This is a genomic window from Chitinophaga sp., assembly GCF_035538455.1.
GTDB lineage: Bacteria > Bacteroidota > Bacteroidia > Chitinophagales > Chitinophagaceae > Chitinophaga.
In genome coordinates, this window is sequence record NZ_DATLKJ010000103.1 from 22647 (window position 1) to 43806 (window position 21160).

Annotated in this window: 17 protein-coding genes; 11 read left to right on the top strand and 6 right to left on the bottom strand. The window is 49.3% G+C overall.

Annotated elements, in window-relative coordinates:
* The first annotated feature begins 73 nt into the window (after positions 1 to 73).
* The 7 genes from VM802_RS12910 to VM802_RS12940 all read left to right on the top strand — a co-directional run bounded on the left by VM802_RS12910 (position 74) and on the right by VM802_RS12940 (position 5380).
* The gene (locus VM802_RS12910) at positions 74 to 1153 is read left to right on the top strand and encodes a 3-oxoacyl-ACP synthase III family protein (RefSeq protein ID WP_325531053.1); all 1080 of its coding nucleotides are present in this window, start codon (positions 74 to 76) and stop codon (positions 1151 to 1153) included.
* Between the two features lie 137 nt (positions 1154 to 1290).
* Positions 1291 to 2073 carry a PhzF family protein gene (locus tag VM802_RS12915; protein WP_325531055.1) on the top strand — a complete coding sequence of 261 codons (783 nt, stop codon included), beginning with the start codon at positions 1291 to 1293 and terminating at the stop codon, positions 2071 to 2073.
* A gap of 24 nt (positions 2074 to 2097) precedes the next feature.
* On the top strand, positions 2098 to 2868 hold the full coding sequence (locus VM802_RS12920) for an isocitrate lyase/PEP mutase family protein (protein WP_325531057.1): 771 nt from the start codon (positions 2098 to 2100) through the stop codon (positions 2866 to 2868).
* Positions 2869 to 3032: 164 nt separating this feature from the next.
* Positions 3033 to 3356 carry an ArsR/SmtB family transcription factor gene (locus VM802_RS12925; protein ID WP_325531059.1) on the top strand — a complete coding sequence of 108 codons (324 nt, stop codon included), beginning with the start codon at positions 3033 to 3035 and terminating at the stop codon, positions 3354 to 3356.
* A gap of 5 nt (positions 3357 to 3361) precedes the next feature.
* Positions 3362 to 3832, top strand: a complete 471-nt coding sequence (locus VM802_RS12930; protein ID WP_325531061.1) for an SRPBCC domain-containing protein — start codon at positions 3362 to 3364, stop codon at positions 3830 to 3832.
* A gap of 22 nt (positions 3833 to 3854) precedes the next feature.
* Positions 3855 to 4268 (top strand): DoxX family protein, encoded by a 414-nt coding sequence (locus VM802_RS12935; RefSeq protein WP_325531063.1) that lies wholly within the window; start codon positions 3855 to 3857, stop codon positions 4266 to 4268.
* A gap of 128 nt (positions 4269 to 4396) precedes the next feature.
* Positions 4397 to 5380 (top strand): hypothetical protein, encoded by a 984-nt coding sequence (locus VM802_RS12940; RefSeq protein WP_325531065.1) that lies wholly within the window; start codon positions 4397 to 4399, stop codon positions 5378 to 5380.
* A 36-nt stretch (positions 5381 to 5416) separates the two neighbouring features.
* Here the strand turns inward: VM802_RS12940 and VM802_RS12945 are convergent, their stop codons facing one another.
* On the bottom strand, positions 5417 to 7780 hold the full coding sequence (locus VM802_RS12945) for an alpha-L-rhamnosidase-related protein (protein ID WP_325531067.1): 2364 nt from the start codon (positions 7778 to 7780) through the stop codon (positions 5417 to 5419).
* Positions 7781 to 7948: 168 nt separating this feature from the next.
* On the opposite strand from VM802_RS12945, the gene VM802_RS12950 reads away from it, so the two are divergent.
* Positions 7949 to 8941, top strand: coding sequence for a sensor histidine kinase (locus VM802_RS12950; protein ID WP_325531069.1), 993 nt, complete (start codon positions 7949 to 7951; stop codon positions 8939 to 8941).
* Between the two features lie 161 nt (positions 8942 to 9102).
* The gene (locus VM802_RS12955) at positions 9103 to 10974 is read left to right on the top strand and encodes a TonB-dependent receptor plug domain-containing protein (RefSeq protein WP_325531071.1); all 1872 of its coding nucleotides are present in this window, start codon (positions 9103 to 9105) and stop codon (positions 10972 to 10974) included.
* A gap of 9 nt (positions 10975 to 10983) precedes the next feature.
* Here the strand turns inward: VM802_RS12955 and VM802_RS12960 are convergent, their stop codons facing one another.
* From VM802_RS12960 to VM802_RS12980, 5 genes are all read right to left on the bottom strand, one after another.
* A complete protein-coding gene (locus VM802_RS12960) occupies positions 10984 to 11751 on the bottom strand; it encodes a DUF4397 domain-containing protein (RefSeq protein ID WP_325531073.1) in 768 nt (255 codons plus the stop codon).
* A 24-nt stretch (positions 11752 to 11775) separates the two neighbouring features.
* Positions 11776 to 14328, bottom strand: coding sequence for a TonB-dependent receptor plug domain-containing protein (locus VM802_RS12965; protein WP_325531075.1), 2553 nt, complete (start codon positions 14326 to 14328; stop codon positions 11776 to 11778).
* Positions 14325 to 15293: a cytochrome-c peroxidase gene (locus VM802_RS12970; RefSeq protein WP_325531077.1), complete on the bottom strand. Its 969-nt coding sequence runs from the start codon at positions 15291 to 15293 to the stop codon at positions 14325 to 14327. The genes VM802_RS12965 and VM802_RS12970 overlap by 4 nt, the downstream gene beginning before the upstream one ends.
* 208 nt (positions 15294 to 15501) lie before the next feature.
* Positions 15502 to 16146: a YceI family protein gene (locus VM802_RS12975; RefSeq protein WP_325531079.1), complete on the bottom strand. Its 645-nt coding sequence runs from the start codon at positions 16144 to 16146 to the stop codon at positions 15502 to 15504.
* 79 nt (positions 16147 to 16225) lie between these two features.
* Complete coding sequence (locus VM802_RS12980) at positions 16226 to 17482, bottom strand: peroxiredoxin family protein (protein WP_325531081.1); 1257 nt, start codon at positions 17480 to 17482, stop codon at positions 16226 to 16228.
* A gap of 453 nt (positions 17483 to 17935) precedes the next feature.
* Here VM802_RS12980 and VM802_RS12985 point away from each other — a divergent pair, with 453 nt between their 5' ends.
* Together VM802_RS12985 and VM802_RS12990 are read left to right on the top strand one after the other, a co-directional pair.
* Complete coding sequence (locus VM802_RS12985; protein WP_325531083.1) at positions 17936 to 20137, top strand: B12-binding domain-containing radical SAM protein; 2202 nt, start codon at positions 17936 to 17938, stop codon at positions 20135 to 20137.
* 186 nt (positions 20138 to 20323) lie between these two features.
* Positions 20324 to 21160: DUF1565 domain-containing protein (locus tag VM802_RS12990; protein ID WP_325531085.1), on the top strand; the 837-nt coding region annotated here is incomplete at its 3' end.

Consider the following 21160-nt stretch of genomic DNA (forward strand, 5'->3'; position numbering starts at 1 on the left):
AATTCCCTTACCTTCAGGGTATTCGGCTTTAAGCCATCATCGCCGTTTTTGGCAGGAAAATCAATCGAGTAAATTGAATAACGTAAGGACAATCATCAGCGGTACGGGTAGTTTTATTCCGCCGCAGATCAAAAGTAACCGTGATTTTACATCGAATACTTTTTTCGATGATCATCGGGAGCTTATCCAGACTCCGAATGAGGAGATCGTAAGGAAGTTCCAGCAGATTACAGGGATTGGAGAACGCCGCTATGCTGACCAGAACCAGCTGACTTCAGGTATTGCCACCATTGCTGCCGCTAGGGCTATCGCAGATGCAGGCATTGATCCGGAAACGATTGATCAGATTATTGTAGCACACAACTTCGGTGACATCAGTAAAAACTGTATCCAGACAGATGCAGTACCAGCACTTGCCTGCAGGGTGAAACATTCGCTGGGTATCAGGAATCCGGACTGTGTGGCTTACGATATTCTGTTCGGATGCCCGGGATGGTTGCAGGGCGTTATACAGGCTCACGCCTTTATCAACGCCGGCGTAGCTAAGCGCTGCCTGGTTATCGGTGCTGAAATACTGAGCCGCATTCTTGATCCGCACGACCGTGATAGCATGATCTTCAGCGATGGAGCAGGTGCTGCTATCCTGGAAGCACGTACGGATGCAGATGAAAGCAAAGGTATCCTCTCCGCAGCTGCACAATCATACTCAACAGAAGATCTCAATTACATCAATATGGGGCGTTCCTATTCTCCTGAAGAAGATGACCATATCAAGTATGTGAAGATGCATGGACGCCGGGTGTACGAATTTGCACTCAAGCATGTCCCGGTGGCCATAAAGAAAGTAATCGATGATTCCGGTGTACAAATCACCGATGTGAAAAAGATATTCATCCATCAGGCCAACGAAAAACTGGATGAAGCTATTATCAAAGCGCTATATAAGTTATACGATCTTACGCCTGATCTGCCACACGTAATGCCAATGAATATTCACACTTTAGGAAACAGTTCTGTCGCCACAATACCTACACTGTATGACATGGTTCGTAAGAATGTCTTTCCCGAACACCAGCTCCATAATAATGATACGATCATCTTTGCTTCCGTAGGCGCAGGAATGAATATCAACGCCGTAGCCTACAGGATCTGATCTGTCTGATATCTTTTTTCTGAAGATAATCAGCCGGTTGTGCGGCTGTAATCTGGTATGGTCGGATTTTGAAAATCTGCACCTGTTTTTGTAATTGTATTTGTTGCAATTTTGCTGCGACAAATCCATATTGCAAAATGAAAATCCGTTTCTTTCAGGTAGATGCGTTTACAAATAAGCCTTTCAAAGGTAACCCTGCCGGAGTGTGCCTGCTTGACGCTCCGATGAACGAGCAGGAGATGCTGGCCGTTGCTGCTGAAAATAGTGTTCCGGAAACGGCCTTCCTCTTTAAAGATGGAGATGTGTACCACCTGCGCTGGTTTTCTCCGGCGGTAGAGCGCCCGTTATGTGGCCACGGCACGCTGGCCACTGCGCACGTACTCTGGGAACATCAACTGGCGGCACCTGATGAAACGCTCCGCTTTCAGACTGTCAGCGGTGAACTGACGGCAGCAAAAAGAGGAAGCCGTATTGAACTCAATTTCCCTGCGCGCGCCTGTAACGCAATTGATCTGCCTTCCGAGCTGAAAGAACTTTTCGGCGACAACTATGTGAATGCCGTGTTTTCCCATGACCGCTATATTGTTGAGCTGCATACAGCAGAACAAGTGATCGGCTTTGAGCCGGATCTGCAACTGCTGCGCAATTATGGTTGCGTTATTACCAGCAGGTGGAATGGCGCGCCATATGATTTCGTATCCCGCTATTTTGCACTGCCTGTTGGCGTACAGGAAGATCCTGTAACAGGATCAGCACATTGCAGCCTTGCCACTTACTGGGCGGAACGGCTACATAAGACAGAGTTCCTGGCTTACCAGGCATCAGCACGCGGCGGCGAGCTGCGCGTGATATTGCAGGGCGACCGGGTGTTGCTGCAGGGAGAGGCGGTTACCGTTATTGAAGGCACCATGCATATGTAATTAATAAACCCAAAACATTTCTTTATGTCATCTCATTATGAAAAGTTCAGGAGCCTGCACCATCAGCCAGAGTTATTGTTGCTCGGCAATGCCTGGAATGTGTCCAGCGCTAAGGTGCTGGAAGCCGCAGGCATTAAGGCTATCGGCACTTCCAGCTCGGCCATCGCTGATACGATGGGTTATGAAGACGGTGAGAATATTCCATTTGAAGAACTGTTCCAGATTATATCGCGGATCGTGAAGAATGTGCAGGTACCCGTTTCTGCAGATATAGAAACCGGCTACAGCAGCACACTGGAAGGAATACTTGCGCATATCGATCAATTGATCAGTATTGGCATTGCAGGGATCAACCTGGAAGATTCCACTGCCTCCAGAGACAGGCAGCTGGTGCCGGCTACCGTGTTTGCGGAAAAGATTGCAGCCATCAGGAAATACCTGGCAGCGGGTAATAAGCAGCTCTTTATCAATGCCCGCACTGACGCCTTTCTGCTGAAAGATCCCGCCAGCCTGGAAGAGAGTATTTCACGCGCACGCCTGTACGAAGAAGCCGGAGCAGACGGGCTTTTTGTGCCCTTCATTGAACAGGAAGAAGACATCCGTCAGATAGTAGCCGCTACAAAACTACCTGTGAATGTAATGGCCAGGCCTCAGCTTCCGTCATTGGACAGGCTCAATGCCATCGGTGTGAAAAGAGTCAGCATGGGCGGCAGCCTCTACTGGGCCCAGAAGAAACACCTGCAAAGTAATCTCGACAGTATCCTCACTGAAAAAGTATTCAGCGCCTTGTATTAACAGGCGCTGAATACTTCAGCCTCTACCTATCCGCCTCTCCAAAATATTTTTATTCTCTTATACAAAGATTGTCAACCCTTTAACCCCATCCGGTAGTAAATATTCATAAAAATATTTGTGTAGTTAAATAGCTACATATATATTTGTAGTCAAATAGCTACGCAATGAATTTAAGAAGAGATGTATTCCAGGCCATAGCCGATCCCACGAGGAGAGCTATACTGCTGCTGGTAGCTTCACAAGCCATGACTGCCGGCGCTATAGCTTCCAATTTTGATACAGCAAGACCCACCGTCTCAAAACACCTGCAAATACTCACGGAATGTGAGTTGCTGAAACAGGAACAAAACGGAAGGGAGATCTATTATCACATAAATGCAAAAAAAATGAAAGAGGTAGCCGATTTCATTGAGCCGTTCCGCAAACTATGGGACGACAGGTTCAATAAACTGGAAGAAATCATGAAGAAATACAAAACCAAAAAATAGATTACATGGAGCTAAAAACCAAAGTCAACGCTGAGGATGGTAAACTGGAACTGAAGGTAACGCGGGAGTTTGACCTGCCGGTGGATTTGCTTTTCAAAGCCTATGAAGAACCGGAGATCCTGGAACAATGGATGGGCACCAAAGTACTGAAACTGGAAAATAGAAAGCATGGCAGCTGGCAGTTTGAGACGACCAGTCCTCAAGGTTACAAGTTCGGACTCAGTGGTGTGATCCATGAGTTTATCCCGAATGTGAAGATCATACGCACCTTTGAAATGGAGGGCACTTCTTTCGGGGTTCAGCTTGAGTTCCTGGAATTTGAGGCACTTACAGAAGATACCAGCAGACTGAATATGCATATCATATACAGATCCCTGGAAGACCGCGAACAATATCTGAAGATCGGCATGGCAAGAGGTATGAGCCTGGCGCATAACCAATTGGAGAAAGTAGTAAGCAAATTAAAAAAGCAGTAAGCATTATAAAAAATAACAAACCATGACAAAGAGAAACAAAATCATTTATTGGATTGCCACTATCTGGTTATGCCTGGGTATGACTGCAACCGGATTATCTCAACTGTTCAAAGTGCAGTCGGATGGTGCTGTAGCGCCTCCGGGAGTGTATGGTATCCAGTATCTGGGCTATCCTGTTTATTTCCTTACCATACTGGGTATCTGGAAGATCTTAGGCGTTATAGCACTGCTGGTTCCCAGATTCCCGCTGGTAAAGGAGTGGGCTTATGCTGGCTTTTTCTTCCTCACTTCAGGCGCCATCTTCTCGCATGTGGCAAAAGGAAATCCGGTGGCTGAAATTCTTCCGTCGCTGCTACTGCTGGTGCTTACGGTGGTATCCTGGTATTTCAGACCAGCAAACAGAAAACTGGTGCCGGCTGCTCAGCAGCAAGGATGAATATATGGAGAAAACGATGTTCCACCGCTGCGGCGTCATATCACGTGGTTTATTTTAGATTAATAATTATTTAACAGCTGCTTAATGCAGTGGTCATATTATTGTTGAATCTTCAGTCTAAAACCCACATGAAAAGAAAAACCATCCTCGCAGCGATTGGTGGATTGTTGTTAACCGCCTCCTGTACAAAACAGCAAGACCAGCTAGCTCCATTAGATGCTTCCGCACACAAAGCATCTGCTAATGTCAACCAAAGCCTGGCTATAGTGTCGCTAGGCGCTCCCGTAGCCGAAGCTAAAGTGTACAAGTTACTGCCCGGCTATGATAAAAGCGAGAAATTTGAAGCCAGCGGCGTATACTATCTCAACGGATACTTTTATGTTGTGTGCGACAACAGGTACAAGATTGCAAAGATAAAGAGCACACTTCCCATCAACAGCAGTGACAACACTTTGCTGGGTTCCGGTTCCGGCGACTCACAGTTTGAGGGGATTACCTACAACAGTACTGCGCCCGCTCGTTTTTATGTAGTGGAGGAAACTGTTCAGAATGGCAGCACCTATCAGCCCCGGATCAGGGAGTATGATGCTGCGATGAGTTACCTGAGCAGTAAATGGGCAGATTACTATTTCTCGTCTTCCAACAGCAACAAAGGATTTGAAGGTATTGCCAGTGTATACCGCGGCGGCGTGGAATACATGCTTGGCCTCGTGGAAGGCACGGGCAAGATCCCTGTACTGAAGAAAACATCCACCCAGTGGCAAAAGGTGGCAGAGATCACGTTGCCTGCCTCTGCATCTTTCGGAGACTATTCGGACCTGACGCTTTATGGCAACAAAATAGCTATCACCTCACAGGAAGATTCCCGCCTGTGGATCGGCACACTGAGTGACACCTCCTGGTCTGTAAGCGGGGGCATTACCTACAGCTTCCCCACCGGCAATGATCAGGGGGTGGTAGGCCCTGGCGGAAAAGTGCTGTATGCTAATGTGGAAGGTGTTTCTTTCCTCAGCGCTACCCGGATCGTAGTGGTTTCCGACAAGGCTAAGTCAGACCAGCCGTCTTATCAGACCTACAAAGATCAGTCTGTACATATTTTTGATTTACCATAAAAGAGTTGCCGGTAACAAGCCTCCGGGTGCTAACACCTAGAGGCTTATTGCCGTTTCTCCTTCCTTCAGCGGCGCCTTTTTATTCCCCCAGATAAAGTCACCGGTGAGTCCCTTCGGCAATATAACAGTACCGGTTATACGTTTTTCCTTTCGTTTAAGTGATACTGTTATATTGCCCTGCGGATGCGGCATGGTGCCATTCACTTCCTCCAGCGCGCCGGGGGCAGGCGCTATCTTCACACGGGCAAATCCGGGTTGCGCCGGCATAATACCACAGATGGTGGCCAGGAAATCGTAATTGGGACTGGCGCTCCAGGCATGGCAATCGGAGCGGGTGGGCTCAGGATTTTCAGCAAAGGTGGTCAGCCCGATCTTCAGCATATCACGCCACGGTTGCAGCTGGCTGTAATACAGTTCAGCCATACCTGCCTTTTTCATGGCCTGCGTAAGATAAAAACGATAATAGAAGGTAGCCTGACTTATGGTGCTGTCTGTAATAACCCGCTGTAATACCTGCCGGGACTGACCTGCGGGCACAGCGCCTGTTAATACGGCCATGATGCCTGCATGCTGACTGAAAGATTTTTTCTCTGGCGTATTGGCCATTGCATAATGGGAGGCATCAAAGCACTGACGGTACACAGATGCGGCGAGTTGCTGCGCCAACTGTGCGTAATGCTGCGCTTCCGTGGTTCTGCCGAAGCCGCCAAACAACGCGGCCGCCTGTTGCAGCGTATATACATATTGCAACGTGATCACTGCTGAATGCCCGTTGGTAGCGCCATCGGGTACACCTCCCGGGAATGACGTATTCCAGTCAATAAAGCCCCACCAGGGCATGGCGCCCAGCATCATGCGGGAGCGGTCTATATGATTTTCATACCAGTCGAGCACACCTGTTGCAGCGGTGAGATATTGCCGGAGAAAAGCGTCATCCTTGCGGTGCATCCAGTAATCATATAACATGGTGACCCAATAAAGGGAAAAGGGGGGAATCACCTGCAGGCGGCTGCTCGGATAGCGGCCCTGGGTAAGCCCTTCTGGCACGCGGGAGCAGTAGAAGTCGTGGATGGCTTTACGCATCAGACGGTCGTCGCCGGCTACATAAAGGGAGATCAGTGACTGTATGCGGGTATCGCCTTCATATTGCAGCTGCTCATAGTAGGGGCAGTCGAAATAAGTTTCACCGGCACAGAGCCTGGCGGTGCGCCAGCCGGTTTCCCAGATAGCCGTGAGAGAACGGTCGTTGCTGCTGAAAGATGCCTTTTCTTCAAATGGATAACCAGTGCGCATGCCATACAACCTATTGAGCTGCAGTGGTTCATTGCCAGTGGTAATATCCAGCTGGAGGTAACGGTAAGTGCGGACCCACAGCGGCCGGAACGTGCGCTGGTTGCCGCCATCTGGTTCAAAGATGTCGTAGTTGCCAACGATCTCCCTGCCATCTGCTTCGTCGCGGTTGCCTTTCTGGCCGTTACGGAGGAGCGCTTCTGCGTAGGTGAGACGGATACTGCTGCCATTGCCTTTGCTCACGGTCAGTTGAGGATAAGCGACGGTGTTATGCGCCTGGTCCAATAATATACTCGCGGTGCTGTGTGCCGGTACCTCCAGCGAACGGCGGCCACTGAGCCATTGCGTATCGGCGTCTATGCCCCTGGTGCGACGGATAATGCTGATAGATTCCGGTACTTCCTCCATGAGTGGGATGGTGCGGGGGGTAAGGGTCCAGAGGTTGTCGGAGCCATAACCAGCCGGCACCGGGTGTGTTACCCCGCGGGCTGGTAACCATTGGGAGTCGTTGTAGTCCGCCTGTTCCCAGTTCCAGGGGTAAGCGTTGCCGCGCACCTGGTCGCCGGGGCCTATGACCATATAGCTGTGCAGCCTCGCGCCGTTATCGAGGGAGCAAGGCGTATAGGCTTTATCGTTATATACTTTCCAGCTGCTATTGGTATTCACCATATATTCCGCTTCGGTATCGCCTTGCATGAGCCAGCCGGTCTGGTTGCTCACCTGCGCCACGGGCGCATGTTCGCCCATATTCCAGACCAGGGCCGCAATGATGTTAGGCCCTGTATGAAGGTAAGGGGCAAGATCCACCGTTTCGAAGTTCCAGTTGTAAAGATCGCCGCGTGCAGGGCCGCTGCATACGGCGCGGCCATTGACAAACAACCGGTAACGGTTATCAGCGCTGAGGTGTACGTTGAATGATGCGGGTACTTTGGCCAGTTCTATTGTTTTGCGGAAATGGTAAACGCCGTAGCCCCGTTGTTCTGCCTGTGGACAGGTGATCCAGGATGCAGGCCAGGAACCTGTAAGCAGCCGCTTGTCAACGGGCCCCTGCGCGCGCAGGCTGGTGGTAATGGTTACGATGATCAGTAACGACAGGAAGGTGCGTTTCATAAAGCGTGGAATTTGATCAGAGATTTATTACAAGATACGCTGCTGTTTCCGGATAATCAACCCGGCTGGTGTTAACCGGCATTGATCGATCAAAAATGGCTGTTCGCTGAAAAGAAAATGATAGGGTGCAGGCGGTTACTATTTTTATCACGGGAAAAAGTAACCGTCATGAAACGTCAACGAGCTGTTTTATTTCATTGTTGTTTCTGGCTGCTGACAGCATGTGTGATAGCAGAGCCACTGTTGCGGGCGCACGACTTTACAGGTCTTTTCCGCTGGATCCTGTTGTTCCTGGTTTTCCTGGTGTCTTATTACGTCAATTACCTGTATTTGCTCCCGCAATGGATACAGGCGCGGCGATGGGCATTGCTGTTGTTTGGCTGGTTGTTTCTGCTGTTCACAGATACGGTGATCTACACTGGTATCAATCATTTGTATGGGATCACCTACGCAGCGACTATCCAGGGAAACCTCTGGTACGGCCTGTGGTATAGTACCTGGCTTTTGGTGATGCTGATGGCGTTGGGCATCGCATGGAGGTTTACAGAAGAATGGTCGCGCCGGGAGGGCGTACAGGAACAGATAGAAAACCTGCAACTCAAAACGGAGTTGTCTTTCCTGAAAGCGCAGCTCAATCCGCATTTCTTATTCAATACGCTCAACAGTATTTATGTGCTGGCCTACCGGCAGTCCGCCGCCACGGCGGATGCAGTCATGAAGCTGTCTGACATGATGCATTACATGATGGACGACAGCAGACGCGAACGAGTGCTGTTGTCGCGGGAAGTACAGTACATACAGCAGCTGATAGCATTACAACGGTTACGTGTACACGGAGAAATGTCCTGTAGCTTTATAACAGAAGGGGAGATAGACCGGTACACCATCGCGCCCTTGCTGCTGGCGCCCTTCGTAGAAAATATCTTCAGCCACGCCGTACTCAATGATAAGAACGACCCGGTGTGGATACATCTCAAAATTGAAGATGACATTTTATACTTTAAAACACGGAATGCCATCAATACCACGCTCAGAGAACTGTCTCCGGAAACGGATACAATACATCCCCAAAGACTGGAACTGCTTTACTCCGGGAGGTATACATACAGTGTGGGAGTGGAGAAGGGGCATAGTACGATAACCCTTATCATCAGGTTGTGACGGTGGTTTTTTATGATTTGCGTGATTGCCCTGATGAGCGGAGATTTACGTGAATGTTTGTTTAGAGTGATTTTTTAAACATCTCCACAAATCTTCGCTCAGCAGGATAATCATTATAATCAAAAAAATCACAGTACCTTTGCGGGCAATTTTTTATCGAGATGCGAGGAGCAGATTTACAGAAACACATCCTTATCCTTTTGGGACTGGGTATTGGCGGTAGCGCTATGGCCCAGCAAAAAGACACCCTGAGCGTGCATGATCTCGGGGAAGTAATAGTACAGGAAAACAGGCTGGCAGCGCCTTTGAAGGCCTCTAACCGCAACATAACCATTATCAGCCGCAAGCAGATAGACGCCATGGCGGTATCTTCCATCAATGAAGTGCTGGCCTTTGTGCCTGGTGTTGATGTGCGCCAGCGCGGTCCCTGGGGGATTCAGGCGGATATTGGTATCGATGGTGGCACCTTTGATCAGACGCTGGTTCTCCTGAACGGTATCAAGATCACCGATGCGCAGACCGGCCATAATATGATGAACCTCCCCGTCCTCCTGTCGGACGTGGACCATATAGAGGTGTTGCGAGGCGCCGCAGCACACATATACGGAATCAATGCACTGAACGGCGCCATCAATATCATCACCCGTAAAGCCGCCTCTACCGGCGTTACCATCAACGGAAGCCTGGGCAGCAGCTTCAGGAAAAATGAGAAAGACAATCTCTACGGTTCCTACGGCGGTGGCGTTTCCGGATCACTTGTAACCCGGAACAGCAATCAAACGCTGTCTGCCAGCGCCAATGCGGGCAATGGCTATCGATACAATACTGCTTACGATAACTACAGAGCCTTCTATCAGGGAACCTTTACACAGGATAGCGCCCACCAGTATAATGTATTGGCTGGCTTTGTCAAGAACAGCTATGGCGCCAATGCATTCTATGCGGCACCCGGAGATAAGGAATCGGAAGAAAGCGTAAAGACTTTTCTGGCTGCTGTGAGCAATACGTCCCGCATTACCCGCAAATGGGTGATGACGCCGCGGATCAGCTACCGTTATACAGAAGACGATTATCGCTATATCAAGCAAAACAAATCGAGTAATCTCCACGACAATAACATCCTCAGTGCTGAACTGAATAACAGCTTTGAAACCAGCATCGGTTCATTCGGAGCGGGAGTAGAGGGCCGTTACGAGTATATCAACAGTAATAATCTCGGGAATCATAACCGTACCAACGTTGGTATCTATGGAGAATATAAGTCTAAAGCAGACCGCAGGTTCAACTTCAGCATTGGCGGTTATCTCAACTATAACTCTGCCTATGGCTGGCAGTTCTTCCCGGGCGCTAATGCAGGATTCAATGTAACCCGCGACCTGAAGCTGTTTGCCAATGCAGGTACTTCACAGCGTCTGCCTACCTATACCGATTTGTATTATAAGAATCCGGCTATCATCGGTAATGATCAGCTGGGAGCGGAAAGAGCTTTTTACGGAGAAGCCGGCGTGCGCAAGTACAGCGGGAAGTTTACATTCTCAGGAAGCGCCTTCTTCCGGCAGATCACTGATTTCATTGACTACGTAAAAGACAGCCTGCCGCAACCCTGGCAGCCGCAGAACCTGCAACGTGCCAATACCACAGGCTTTTCACTGAATGCAGGCTATAGCACGGCTTTCAATAGCGGGGTATTCAACAACTTCAGTGCTAATGCTGGCTACAATTATCTTTCACCGGAGTTCAAAGGTGTAAGCTACAAGATCTCGCGTTATGTGATAGAGAGCCTTCGTCACCAGATTACCGCCAATGTACAGACCAGCCTGTTGCAGCATTTCATGGTGTCAGCCTCCGCACGCTACAACATGCGTATCAATTATAAAGACTATACCGTAGTGGATGCGCGTATAGCGTATAGGCTTCCCCGTTATCAGGTGTATGTTGATGCCAATAACCTGCTGGATGTTACCTACATCGAAGCCGGCGCCGTGCCGATGCCTGGCAGATGGCTTACACTGGGCGCCAGCGTCAGGTTGTAGGCACACTTGTCATTGATGCGTGATTACGCTGGCAGTGACAATCCCTTTCTGATCACCCGCACCATGTGCAAATAGTGTATATATCTTACCCGCTTGCAGCGTAATGTCTGTAAGCGGGTATTTTGTGTTACCGGCAGTTATACTGAAAGATGTTACACCGGCATCCACATTAATAAAAGGCCCCAGCTCATAGGCTGATCCTGCCAGGTTGCCGCTGCCGGCGCTTCCGTAAGGCGCCGCATTAAACAAGGGGGTAGTAACGCCATTACGTTCCCATTGCAGCTGCACGTTGCCTGCGCCCGGCGCAAGGTTTACAAAGCGCAGCTTAGCCTTGCCGGAAGCGGGAGCGGAGAGGTCGTCGTAAAAAAGGATCAGCGTATCTTTTGTGTTGTCGTTCCTGCGCGGGGCGGCAAATACCGTATGGTAGAAGCCTGCAATAGGTCCGTTAGGCCCGCCGTTCTCTGTATATGCGGCACTATTGCCAAACTGCCGCGATACCTTATAGCTGGTGCCACCACTTTCGGTGACGTTGATCTGCACATTACCATAAGTAGCTGGCAGATAGGGAGAGGCCTGGTTTACCGGTACTGCCGCTGTAGTCACCTGCTGTGTAAACGTCCAGAAGTTTACCGGCGTTGCTGTTACCCGTGCATTGGCGAAGCTGATGTACGCATACAGTGGTGGTCTTGCTGTACCGTCTACATCCAGGTAATCACTTTTGGAGCAGGAGCTGAAAATCAGTGTGATAACTGCTATGTATATACGAAAATGTTTCATGCTGTATGTATATTGATGATGCGATTAAAAACGCGCATAAACGCGACCAAAAGGTTGTATGCCTGCGCTGCCGTTCTGGATACCAACCACAGTGGGATTACGCAATCCGGAAATGGCTTTTTCGGTATAGTCGCCCACTTCATTGAAAACATTGTTGACACCCACCGTTACCTGTATTGCTTTGCTGATCTGGTATCCGACGGATACATCGGTAAACCATACGGGCCTTAGCTCCTGGAAGTAGTAATCAGGCTTCGGGAAATTGGCATTCTGTGCAGTAGCTGTGGTAACAGCCCCGAAATATACCGTGCGTAGCAGCAACGTGAAAGGCTTCACCTGCCACAAGCCCTGCAGCGTAATCTTCTGCTGCGGAATGTTGGTAGTAACGCGTGCCCGCTCTGCTTCACTGAAGATGATGTTTTTGTATTGCTCCAGTCCTTTGGGGGTATTCACATGCGTCACTTCATTCTTTACAAAGTTACCGCCCGCCAGCAACTGAAGGGAACCCCGTCCCAGCGGTACTTTATAGCTACTGGTAAACTCTATGCCCTGCGTGCGGGTGCTGAAAGCGTTATAGAAGAATTTTGCCTGCGTGGTACCTGTCTGCAACAGCAGTGACCGCACATCTGCGGGAAGATTGGGATCATTGGCGGAGAAGTTGCCGGTGTTGCCTACGCGGTTACTGATCTTTACGTAATAGGCATCTACACTGATCTCCACGTTATGTGCCGGTCGTGATGTAATGCCTGCGGTATAACCGGTGGATCTCTCCGGCGTAAGCGCCGGAATACCCAATGCCCTGGTGGCGGCGCTTTTGTTGGAGGCGGTTACCTGATCAATCGCACGTCCCTGCTGGAAGCTGGTAGAGGTTTCTGTGTAATAGAACTGGGCAAGGTCCGGAGCGCGGAAACCACTGTTGACAGATGCACGTATTCCCAGCCACGGCCCGAAACTATAACGGGTGGCCGCTTTGCCGGTAGTCACATTTCCAAAATCGGAGAAATTCTCTGCGCGCAGTGCAGCAGATACCAGCCAATGTTCTGTAATGTTGGCTTCCACATCTATATATCCGGCCACAATGGCGCGGTTTACATTCACTTCATTAGTGGGCCGGAACCCGGCATGGATCTGTGATCCCGGCGAAAGGCCATTGAGCGCTATCAGTCCTGCCGCCGAAAGATACGGCACGCCTGCGGCACTGGTGTCCACTTTATAGATCGTGCGCAGGTCCCCTTTGATGTAGGAAGCCTCTTCACCTGCAATGATCTGGTATGTTTCCGTGCGGTATTGTGCGCCAAAGGCCAGATTTGCACCGTGTAGTACCCGGGGGAAGTAGCGGCTGACGTCGAGGCTGGCAGTATTCTGGGAGGCATTATACCTCCCGGCATCAAAGGTGGTAGGACTTTTAGCGCCCAGGCTTGCATTCAGTGAATTGCTGATCACATTGCTGAAGTCATTTTTGCCGTATACGTTGGAGAGGTCAAGCTGCCAGGCGCCTGCTGTCCCCTTGATGCCAACGGCAATGGATTTATCGGTGATGCCATTGTCCATTGCGGGAAGGAAACCCTCAGGGTAGAGCGTAGTGTTATTGCGCTCTGTCCAGCCGGGAAGACGGTATACCGCGGTGAATTGGGAATTGCGATGACTGATACCGCCGAATGCATATATTTCCACATGGTCTTTTACGGGTATCGCGGTATTAAAGAAGAGTAACGCATCCTTGGACTTGTTAGAGCCGTTACCGCGCTGGTCAAAGAAGTGGCGGTCTATACCCCGGCTCCTGAGAATGGCATCATCGGTTTCTTTCGTATATACGTTATCGTAATCGCGCGTGTTGGCGCCACCGCCGTAGATAGGTCCGTTATACAATCCTGCGTCATCGCGGCCTGGTTGAAGGGCCACTGCCTGTGTGGCAAATTCGGCGGTAGCGTTGAGATAACCGCCGCGCTGACCTATCCTCGTACCGTAGTTGATACCTGAGCGTGTACTGGCGCCATCTCCACGGCGGCGTGTGGTCACGGTGGTGCCTACGATAATATGTTCCGTTTGTTTTTTCAATACAATATTAATCACACCCGCGATAGCGTCTGATCCGTATTGCGCGGCAGCCCCATCGCGTAGTATTTCAATACGTTCAATAGCGGCTACTGGTATGGCATTGAGGTCGTAGCCGGTAGCGCCGTTGCCCAGGCCGCCCCAGTTGATGTTGGAGCTTTTATGACGGCGTTTCCCATTCACAAGTACCAGCAGCTGGTCTACGCCCAGTCCTCCGAGCTGGGCGAGGTTAAGCGCCGACCCTGCATCACCGGCATTACTGCCATTGACAGAGTGAAAGGAAGGCGACACATACTGCAGCAGCTGGGTGATACTGGTTTGTGGCGCCGATTCCTGTAGGTTTTTCAAATCAATGATGTCCACAGGTACGGGAGAGTTCAGTTTGGTACGGTTTACGCTACGCGAGCCAACGATCTGTATTTCGCCGAGCTGCCGCGTCGTATCCCGCTGCGGGATGTCCTGTGCCTGTAGTACGCCGGCAAGCAACAGGGGAGATATGACAGGGAGTACAATTTTTTTCATAGTCCTGGTTGATGAGTTGATGAATGCCGCTGTTGAAAGCGGTCGTCGGTAAGGGCTACCAGAAAGGCTTCCAGGTCGCTCATCTCCTGATCACTGAGATGCAGTGGTTTGTTGAGCGACAAATCGCGGTTGACGCCATTATGTATCACGGCGTCCGGATCATTGTAATAGGCGATTACTTCACGAAGCGTTCTGAACATGCCGTTGTGCATATACGGTGCCGTGACGGCTACATTTCGCAGGCCGGGTACTTTAAAGAACCCTTTGTGGGCACTGTCTTTCGTGACCTCATACCTGCCGGCGTCAGTGAGCGTGGTCCCGTTGTATAATCCTATGTTCTTGAAACGGTCTGCTGTAAAGTCTTCCCCGGAATGACAGTTATTGCAGTTGGCTTTTCCGATGAATAACATACGTCCACGTATAGCCGATGGCGTTAGTGCATTGTCGTCTCCTGCGATGTACCTGTCATATGGGCTGTTAGCCGTTTCGAGCGTACGTTCATAGGCTGCGATAGCCTGTGCAAGATTGACTTCCGTAGCCGGACTGCTGAACACCTGCTGGAAAAGCCGGCGGTAGTTATCGTCTGCATTGAGGCGCGCCACTGCTTCGGCAATGGGCAGGCCCATTTCGTCCGGGTTGATGATGGGCTGCAGTGCCTGCATTTCCAGGGAGGCAGCGCGCCCGTCCCAGAAGAAATTCGGGCGGCCGGACTGGTTGGTGATACCCGGTGTGTTCCGCCGGGTTGGCGTTTGATGGATACCTTTACTAAAGGCCGCCGTATCTGCGAAACCATATTGAGGCAGGTGACAGGAGGCGCAGCTGATGCTCCGGTCTTTAGACAGCAACGGATCAGAGAACAGCTTTTCTCCCAGCTGCACCTTTGCCGGAGGATCGCTGCTACTGCTGGTTTTGAAACCATACAGGCATAGCGCCCCCGATAAAATGAAGATCATTTTTTTCAGCAAGGGAATATTTTTATGTGGTTATTTGGTTATGTAGTTATTGAATATTTGGTGGTGGACACAAAAAGGAAGAACCCTTGAAGAGTTTCTAAATAACAAAATAGAAAAATAACAAAATAAATGGGGGGTGTCTCTTTGGCATTCCCGGGAGTACAGGCACAATAACCTGTACTCCCCAGGAATTATTAATGGGGTAGCTTACAAGGACTAATTATTTGGCGTTGGCCACCAGTGTTACTTCGAGATCAAAGTCATCGTAGATCGCTTTATCACCGATGCTCGCGAAGAAGCTCTTGGAGCCGTATTTAATGTTGTATTTGGTACGGTCTACCTTGATGTTGGCTTTAGCTGTCAGGTTGTTACCAGCAACAGTAACAGCTGCAGGGAAGCTGATAGGATTGGTAATACCTTTGATAGTCAGTTTACCATCCACATCGTAGCTACCATTACCCTTTGCTTTAACGCTGGTGATAACGAATGTTGCTGCCGGGAATTTCTCTGTAGAGAAAAAGTCTTCGCTTTTCAGGTGACCCACCAGTTTAGCGTTCCCATCAGCATCAGTGATGTCTGTAACAGCGATGCTACGGGTATCCAGGGAGAAGGTGCCGCCTTTCAATGCATTGTTTTCTACTTCCAGTTTGCCATCAGCGACGTTGATAGTACCGCTGTGCTGACCGGTTACTTTTTTACCAACCCAGGACAGTTTGCTTTGTTTAGCGTCTACCTGGAAGGTAGTGGCTTTCTTTACAGTAACAATTTTGGTAGATTTGGTTCCTTTAGTGACAGTCGCAGGAGCGTTGAAAGACATCAGGATTACTGAGCCTCCAATGAATAATAATGACGCTAATCGTTGCATATATGTGTGTTTAGATTTTTGCGCAAATTAAAGGTGTTTGGTGAATAAGCTTTGCGCAATCAGGAAAAAAAAAGTTAAATTATTTTTCTGCGATCAGCGCGTCCAGATCCCGGTTCCACTTCGCTACATAGTCTTTGTAATACTGACCGGTGATTTCACCGGTATAACCGGTATGTATCTGTCTTACTTCACCGTTACGATCGATGATGATGGTTGTGGGGAAGGCCATCATGCGGTTAAGCGCCGGTAATTTCTCTGACGCCACTTTCTTATCAGCAATGCCACCAAAAAGAATATCATATTGTATGTTGTATTTTTCTTTTAACTTACCCAGCGTATAGCGGGCATATTCTAAATCATCTTTCTGTTCAAATCCGATGGCAATGGCTTCCACGCCACGGTCTTTGTTTTTGTTAAACCAGGGGGAGAGGAAGGATGTCTGGTCCGTACAGTTGGGACACCAGGTACCAATGATCTCTACAATCACCACTTTCCCTTTATACTTCTCATCACTCAGCGAAACATTATGCCCGTTAAGATCCGGCAGCGTAAAGTCCAGCTTTTTATAGCCTTCCTTCAGATAAGTGAGCTTATAAGGATCAGGCAGTTCTGCGGCCGCATTTTTCTCGCCATCAAATTTGATATTGTTATAGATGCCGAGGCTTAATTCGCCGGTGAGTGTTTTATCATCATTGATCTTTCCTTTGATATAGATAGGACTGGGGCCTGTGAAGCCCGATAGCTCAAATTCATCGCCATGTACGGTGCCTTCCAGCTCGCGGCTGTCACCCACCACAGAGAGAATCACCCCCGTGAGTTTACTGCCTTCCTGTTTCAGCAGGCCAATACGATTGGGCGTAGGTTCCTTGCTATAGATCTTCAGATCCCATTTGCCGCTAACGTTGAACCTGGGCGTTTCGGTAGTGCCGGGGGCATCAAAGCGATAGCCGACACCATGCTCAGCGGTGAAGGGTAGGGCGTTACCACGGAAATTGGGAACGAGGCTCCGGTATTCCCCGGTGATTCTGCCATCCGATTCTATCTTAGCAACGAGGGCAGCATCATAGGTATTCATCTTTATAAAGAGTGAATCATTGCCGATCCGTTGTACATGAAAATCGTCCCTGCGGGTACCGTTGAGCAGCGTAAACACAGCATGTTCAGGGTCTTTGCCTTTCAGCTCAAAGTTGAATGGTACCTGTGATTCGCTGAGTGTAAATACGCCCCGCCATACGCCTTCCTTTACGAAAGGCTTGCCTGGAGCTGCAAACAGGCTGCTGCTCCATAACGTGGCCGCTATAATACCAGATGAAAAAAAGTGTTTATGTGCTTTCATCGTTTATGTTTTTTGGTTGAAGGAAATATTTCTCACGGGCAGTTTCCTGCTGATCCGCTGAGAACCAGTTATACAGCAAAACAATCCCGGTGCAGATCATTTACTGTGCAGCAAAAAATAGGGTGATAGAAAAAAGTAATCATTTCCCTGGGCATACAGGGAGCGGGGAAGATATTACCAACATCGGCAGTTGAGAAGATGACAATAGTTCATGCTAATTAATTTATAGGCTTCCAGAAAAATAGTTGGTGATATTAAACTAATTAACGGTGACTTAATTAGAAGTGATGAAGCAAAGATAGGAGCGTGATTTTATATTTCCAAATAAAAGTCTATAATTTTTGTGGACTATTGGGGCGGCGCCGCAAGGAGACTAAGAACGTCCTGCGATCTTTGCTCCCTTTGCGGCTTTGCGAGAAAATCACCGTATGTTTGCAGTTTAAATATATTGATTTGAGTCGTTCTGTTTTCTTAATAACGCCGCCATTTACACAGCTGAACACGCCATACCCGGCTACTGCTTATCTGAAGGGATTCCTGAATACTAAAGGCATTTCCTCATTTCAGGCAGACCTGGGTATAGAAGTGACGCTGGCTTTATTTTCAAAACATGGACTGATACGATTGTTTGAATATATTGCTGCTTCCGGCCCGGAGAAGCTGTCGGAGAACACTGCGAGAATCGTCAGCCTGCAGGATGATTATATCCATACCATTGATGCAGTAATATTATTCCTGCAAGGCAAAAACCCGACGCTGGCGCACCTGATCTGTAAACGTGACTTCCTCCCGGAGGCTTCCCGTTTTGGTCAGCTGGACGACCTGGTATGGGCCTTCGGCTCTATGGGAACGCAGGACAGAGCCAAACACCTGGCCACCATGTATCTGGAAGATCTCTCTGATCTCATTCAGGAATGTGTGGATACACACTTTGGTTTCAGCCGCTACGCAGAAAAGCTCAGCCGTTCTGCCAACAGCTTTGATGAGCTGTATGATGCATTGCACCAGGGCTACACCTACATTGATCACATCCTTACCGGTTTGCTGGCAAAACATATGGAGGCCGTGCAGCCTGCTATGGTGGCCATTTCTGTACCATTCCCCGGCAACCTGTACGCCGCGTTCCGCTGTGGCCAATGGATCAGAAAGAATTATCCGTCCGTTAAAATCGCGATGGGCGGCGGATTCCCCAATACCGAACTGCGCTCGCTCTCAGACCCGAGAGTATTTGAATTCGTGGACTTCATCACGCTGGACGATGGCGAAGCGCCGGTAGAACAGCTGATCTCCTTTATTGAAGGCAACAGGACCACAGCTGAATTGAAGCGCACCTTCCTGCTACAGGATGGAACTGTTACTTATGTCAATAACGCGCAGTGCCATGATTATAAACAGTCGCAGGTAGGCACGCCTGATTACGGCGACCTGCTCCTGGACCGGTACATCTCCGCTATTGAGGTTGTGAACCCCATGCACAGCCTGTGGAGCGACGGCCGCTGGAATAAGCTGACCATGGCACATGGTTGCTATTGGGGCAAATGTACTTTCTGTGATATCTCACTCGACTATATTCGTATATACGAACCCGTGGCCGCCGCTTTACTATGCGACCGGATGGAAACCATCATTGCGCAGACGGGGCAGAACGGGTTTCATTTCGTGGATGAGGCCGCGCCACCTGCATTGATGCGGGCGCTGGCACTGGAGATCATCCGCCGTAAACTAACAGTGAGCTGGTGGACAAATATCCGTTTTGAAAAAAGCTTTACCAGGGACCTCTGTCTGCTGCTGAAGGCCTCCGGTTGTATTGCCGTGTCCGGCGGACTGGAAGTGGCTTCGGATCGCTTGCTTGGCCTCATTCAAAAAGGTATTACGGTGGCACAGGTGGCGCGTGTGAACAGGCATTTCACCGAAGCCGGCATCATGGTGCATGCGTACCTTATGTATGGCTTTCCTACTCAGACGGCACAGGAAACGATCGATTCGCTGGAGATGGTACGGCAGATGTTCCAGGCGGGCATCCTGCAATCCGCCTTCTGGCATCAGTTTACCATGACAGCCCACAGCCCGGTAGGACTGGAACCTGCGAAGTTCAATGTACAGAAAGAAACCGAAGAGACAGGCTCTTTTGCCAACAACGATATTATGCATATCGATCCTACCGGTGCAGACCATGAGAGCTTCAGCTATGGGTTGAAGAAATCGCTGCTCAACTATATGCATGGCGCCTGCCTGGATTTCCCTTTATCTAAATGGTTTGAGTTCAAAGTGCCGAAAACCTCGGTAGCGCCGGATTACATCGTAAAAGCACTGCTGGAGGAGGAACCAGGTTCCATCAAGCCTACTTCTAAGGTTGTGTATATGGGTAAACAACCGTCTCTGGAAGTCATTACCAAATCCAAGAAAGGCAGCAGCTGGGAGATGGCCTCGCTCACGTTCCAGAATAAAAAGGAAAAGCTCAGTATAAGCGTGCAGCCTGAGCAAGGTAGATGGCTTGCAGATATATTACTGCAACTTTCCGTTACTAACGTTAAAACCTATACGTTGCAGGAGGTAAGGGCCAGCTACGAAGCCGCTGGATTGGAAGACTTTGAGCTTTTCTGGGACAACAAACCTGTCAATACATTATACAGATCCGGATTACTGGCACTATAGAATAAAACCATAAATGAAGAGAACCTAAATGGTTGTTTAAAAAACAGGTGGTGTGGAGAGGAAAAAAAAGTATAACAGATTGCCATGATAGTGGTAGTTATACGGGTATTTCCGTAATATCTTCGCCGACATACATTGTTTTCTGTGAGGAGTTATACTATACAACATCAATACAAATTATCATTATTGAAGGTCACTTGCTTTATAGCGGTGATGTTACTGTGTGTGTCTGTACAGGCACAGCGTCAGGGGAGGGAGTACCATGTATCGGTTAATGGAAATGATACGGACGACGGAAGCCTGCAACGGCCACTGAAAACTATTTCGGCGGCGGCGGAACTGGCAATGCCTGGAGATGTGATCACCGTTCATGCCGGCATTTATAGAGAACAGATTGTTCCTCCCAGGGGCGGCAATTCAGATGTCGAAAGAATTGTCTATCAGGCTGCAAAGGGAGAAACAGTAGAGATAAAAGGTTCTGAGGTAGTCAAAGGCTGGGAAAAATCAGATAATGATACCTGGGAAGTGAAAATTCCTAACAGCTTTTTTGGCAACTTCAACCCATATAAGGACCTGATCCACGGTGACTGGTTCAACCCAAATCCCAAAAACAGGAAATACCATACGGGGGCAGTGTACCTTAACGGCGACTGGCTCATGGAAGCTGCCAGCCCTGAACAGGTGATGAAACCGGCAGATGAGAAGAATCTGCTTTGGTGGGGAATTGTAGATGCTGACACCACTACTATCCGCGCCCAGTTCAAAGGCGTGGACCCTAACAGGCAGACCGTTGAGATCAATGTCAGACAAACCGTTTTCTACCCAGACAAACCGTTTATTAATTTCATTACTGTACGGGGCTTTACCATGCAGCAGGCTGCTACTAATTGGGCGCCACCCACAGCAGAGCAGATGGGGTTGATCGGCGTGCATTGGAGCCGCGGCTGGATCATAGAATCCAATATCGTTCAATATTCGAAATGTGTAGGTATCTCATTGGGCAAATATGGTGACGACTTCGAT

Coding starts and splice junctions, on each gene's coding strand:
- VM802_RS12950 (WP_325531069.1), top strand. CDS start 7,949: ATGAAACGTCAACGAGCTGTTTTATTTCATTGTTGTTTCTGGCTGCTG.
- VM802_RS12965 (WP_325531075.1), bottom strand. CDS start 14,328: ATGAAAAAAATTGTACTCCCTGTCATATCTCCCCTGTTGCTTGCCGGC.
- VM802_RS12940 (WP_325531065.1), top strand. CDS start 4,397: ATGAAAAGAAAAACCATCCTCGCAGCGATTGGTGGATTGTTGTTAACC.
- VM802_RS12930 (WP_325531061.1), top strand. CDS start 3,362: ATGGAGCTAAAAACCAAAGTCAACGCTGAGGATGGTAAACTGGAACTG.
- VM802_RS12980 (WP_325531081.1), bottom strand. CDS start 17,482: ATGAAAGCACATAAACACTTTTTTTCATCTGGTATTATAGCGGCCACG.
- VM802_RS12925 (WP_325531059.1), top strand. CDS start 3,033: ATGAATTTAAGAAGAGATGTATTCCAGGCCATAGCCGATCCCACGAGG.
- VM802_RS12955 (WP_325531071.1), top strand. CDS start 9,103: ATGCGAGGAGCAGATTTACAGAAACACATCCTTATCCTTTTGGGACTG.
- VM802_RS12935 (WP_325531063.1), top strand. CDS start 3,855: ATGACAAAGAGAAACAAAATCATTTATTGGATTGCCACTATCTGGTTA.
- VM802_RS12945 (WP_325531067.1), bottom strand. CDS start 7,780: ATGAAACGCACCTTCCTGTCGTTACTGATCATCGTAACCATTACCACC.
- VM802_RS12960 (WP_325531073.1), bottom strand. CDS start 11,751: ATGAAACATTTTCGTATATACATAGCAGTTATCACACTGATTTTCAGC.
- VM802_RS12975 (WP_325531079.1), bottom strand. CDS start 16,146: ATGCAACGATTAGCGTCATTATTATTCATTGGAGGCTCAGTAATCCTG.
- VM802_RS12920 (WP_325531057.1), top strand. CDS start 2,098: ATGTCATCTCATTATGAAAAGTTCAGGAGCCTGCACCATCAGCCAGAG.
- VM802_RS12915 (WP_325531055.1), top strand. CDS start 1,291: ATGAAAATCCGTTTCTTTCAGGTAGATGCGTTTACAAATAAGCCTTTC.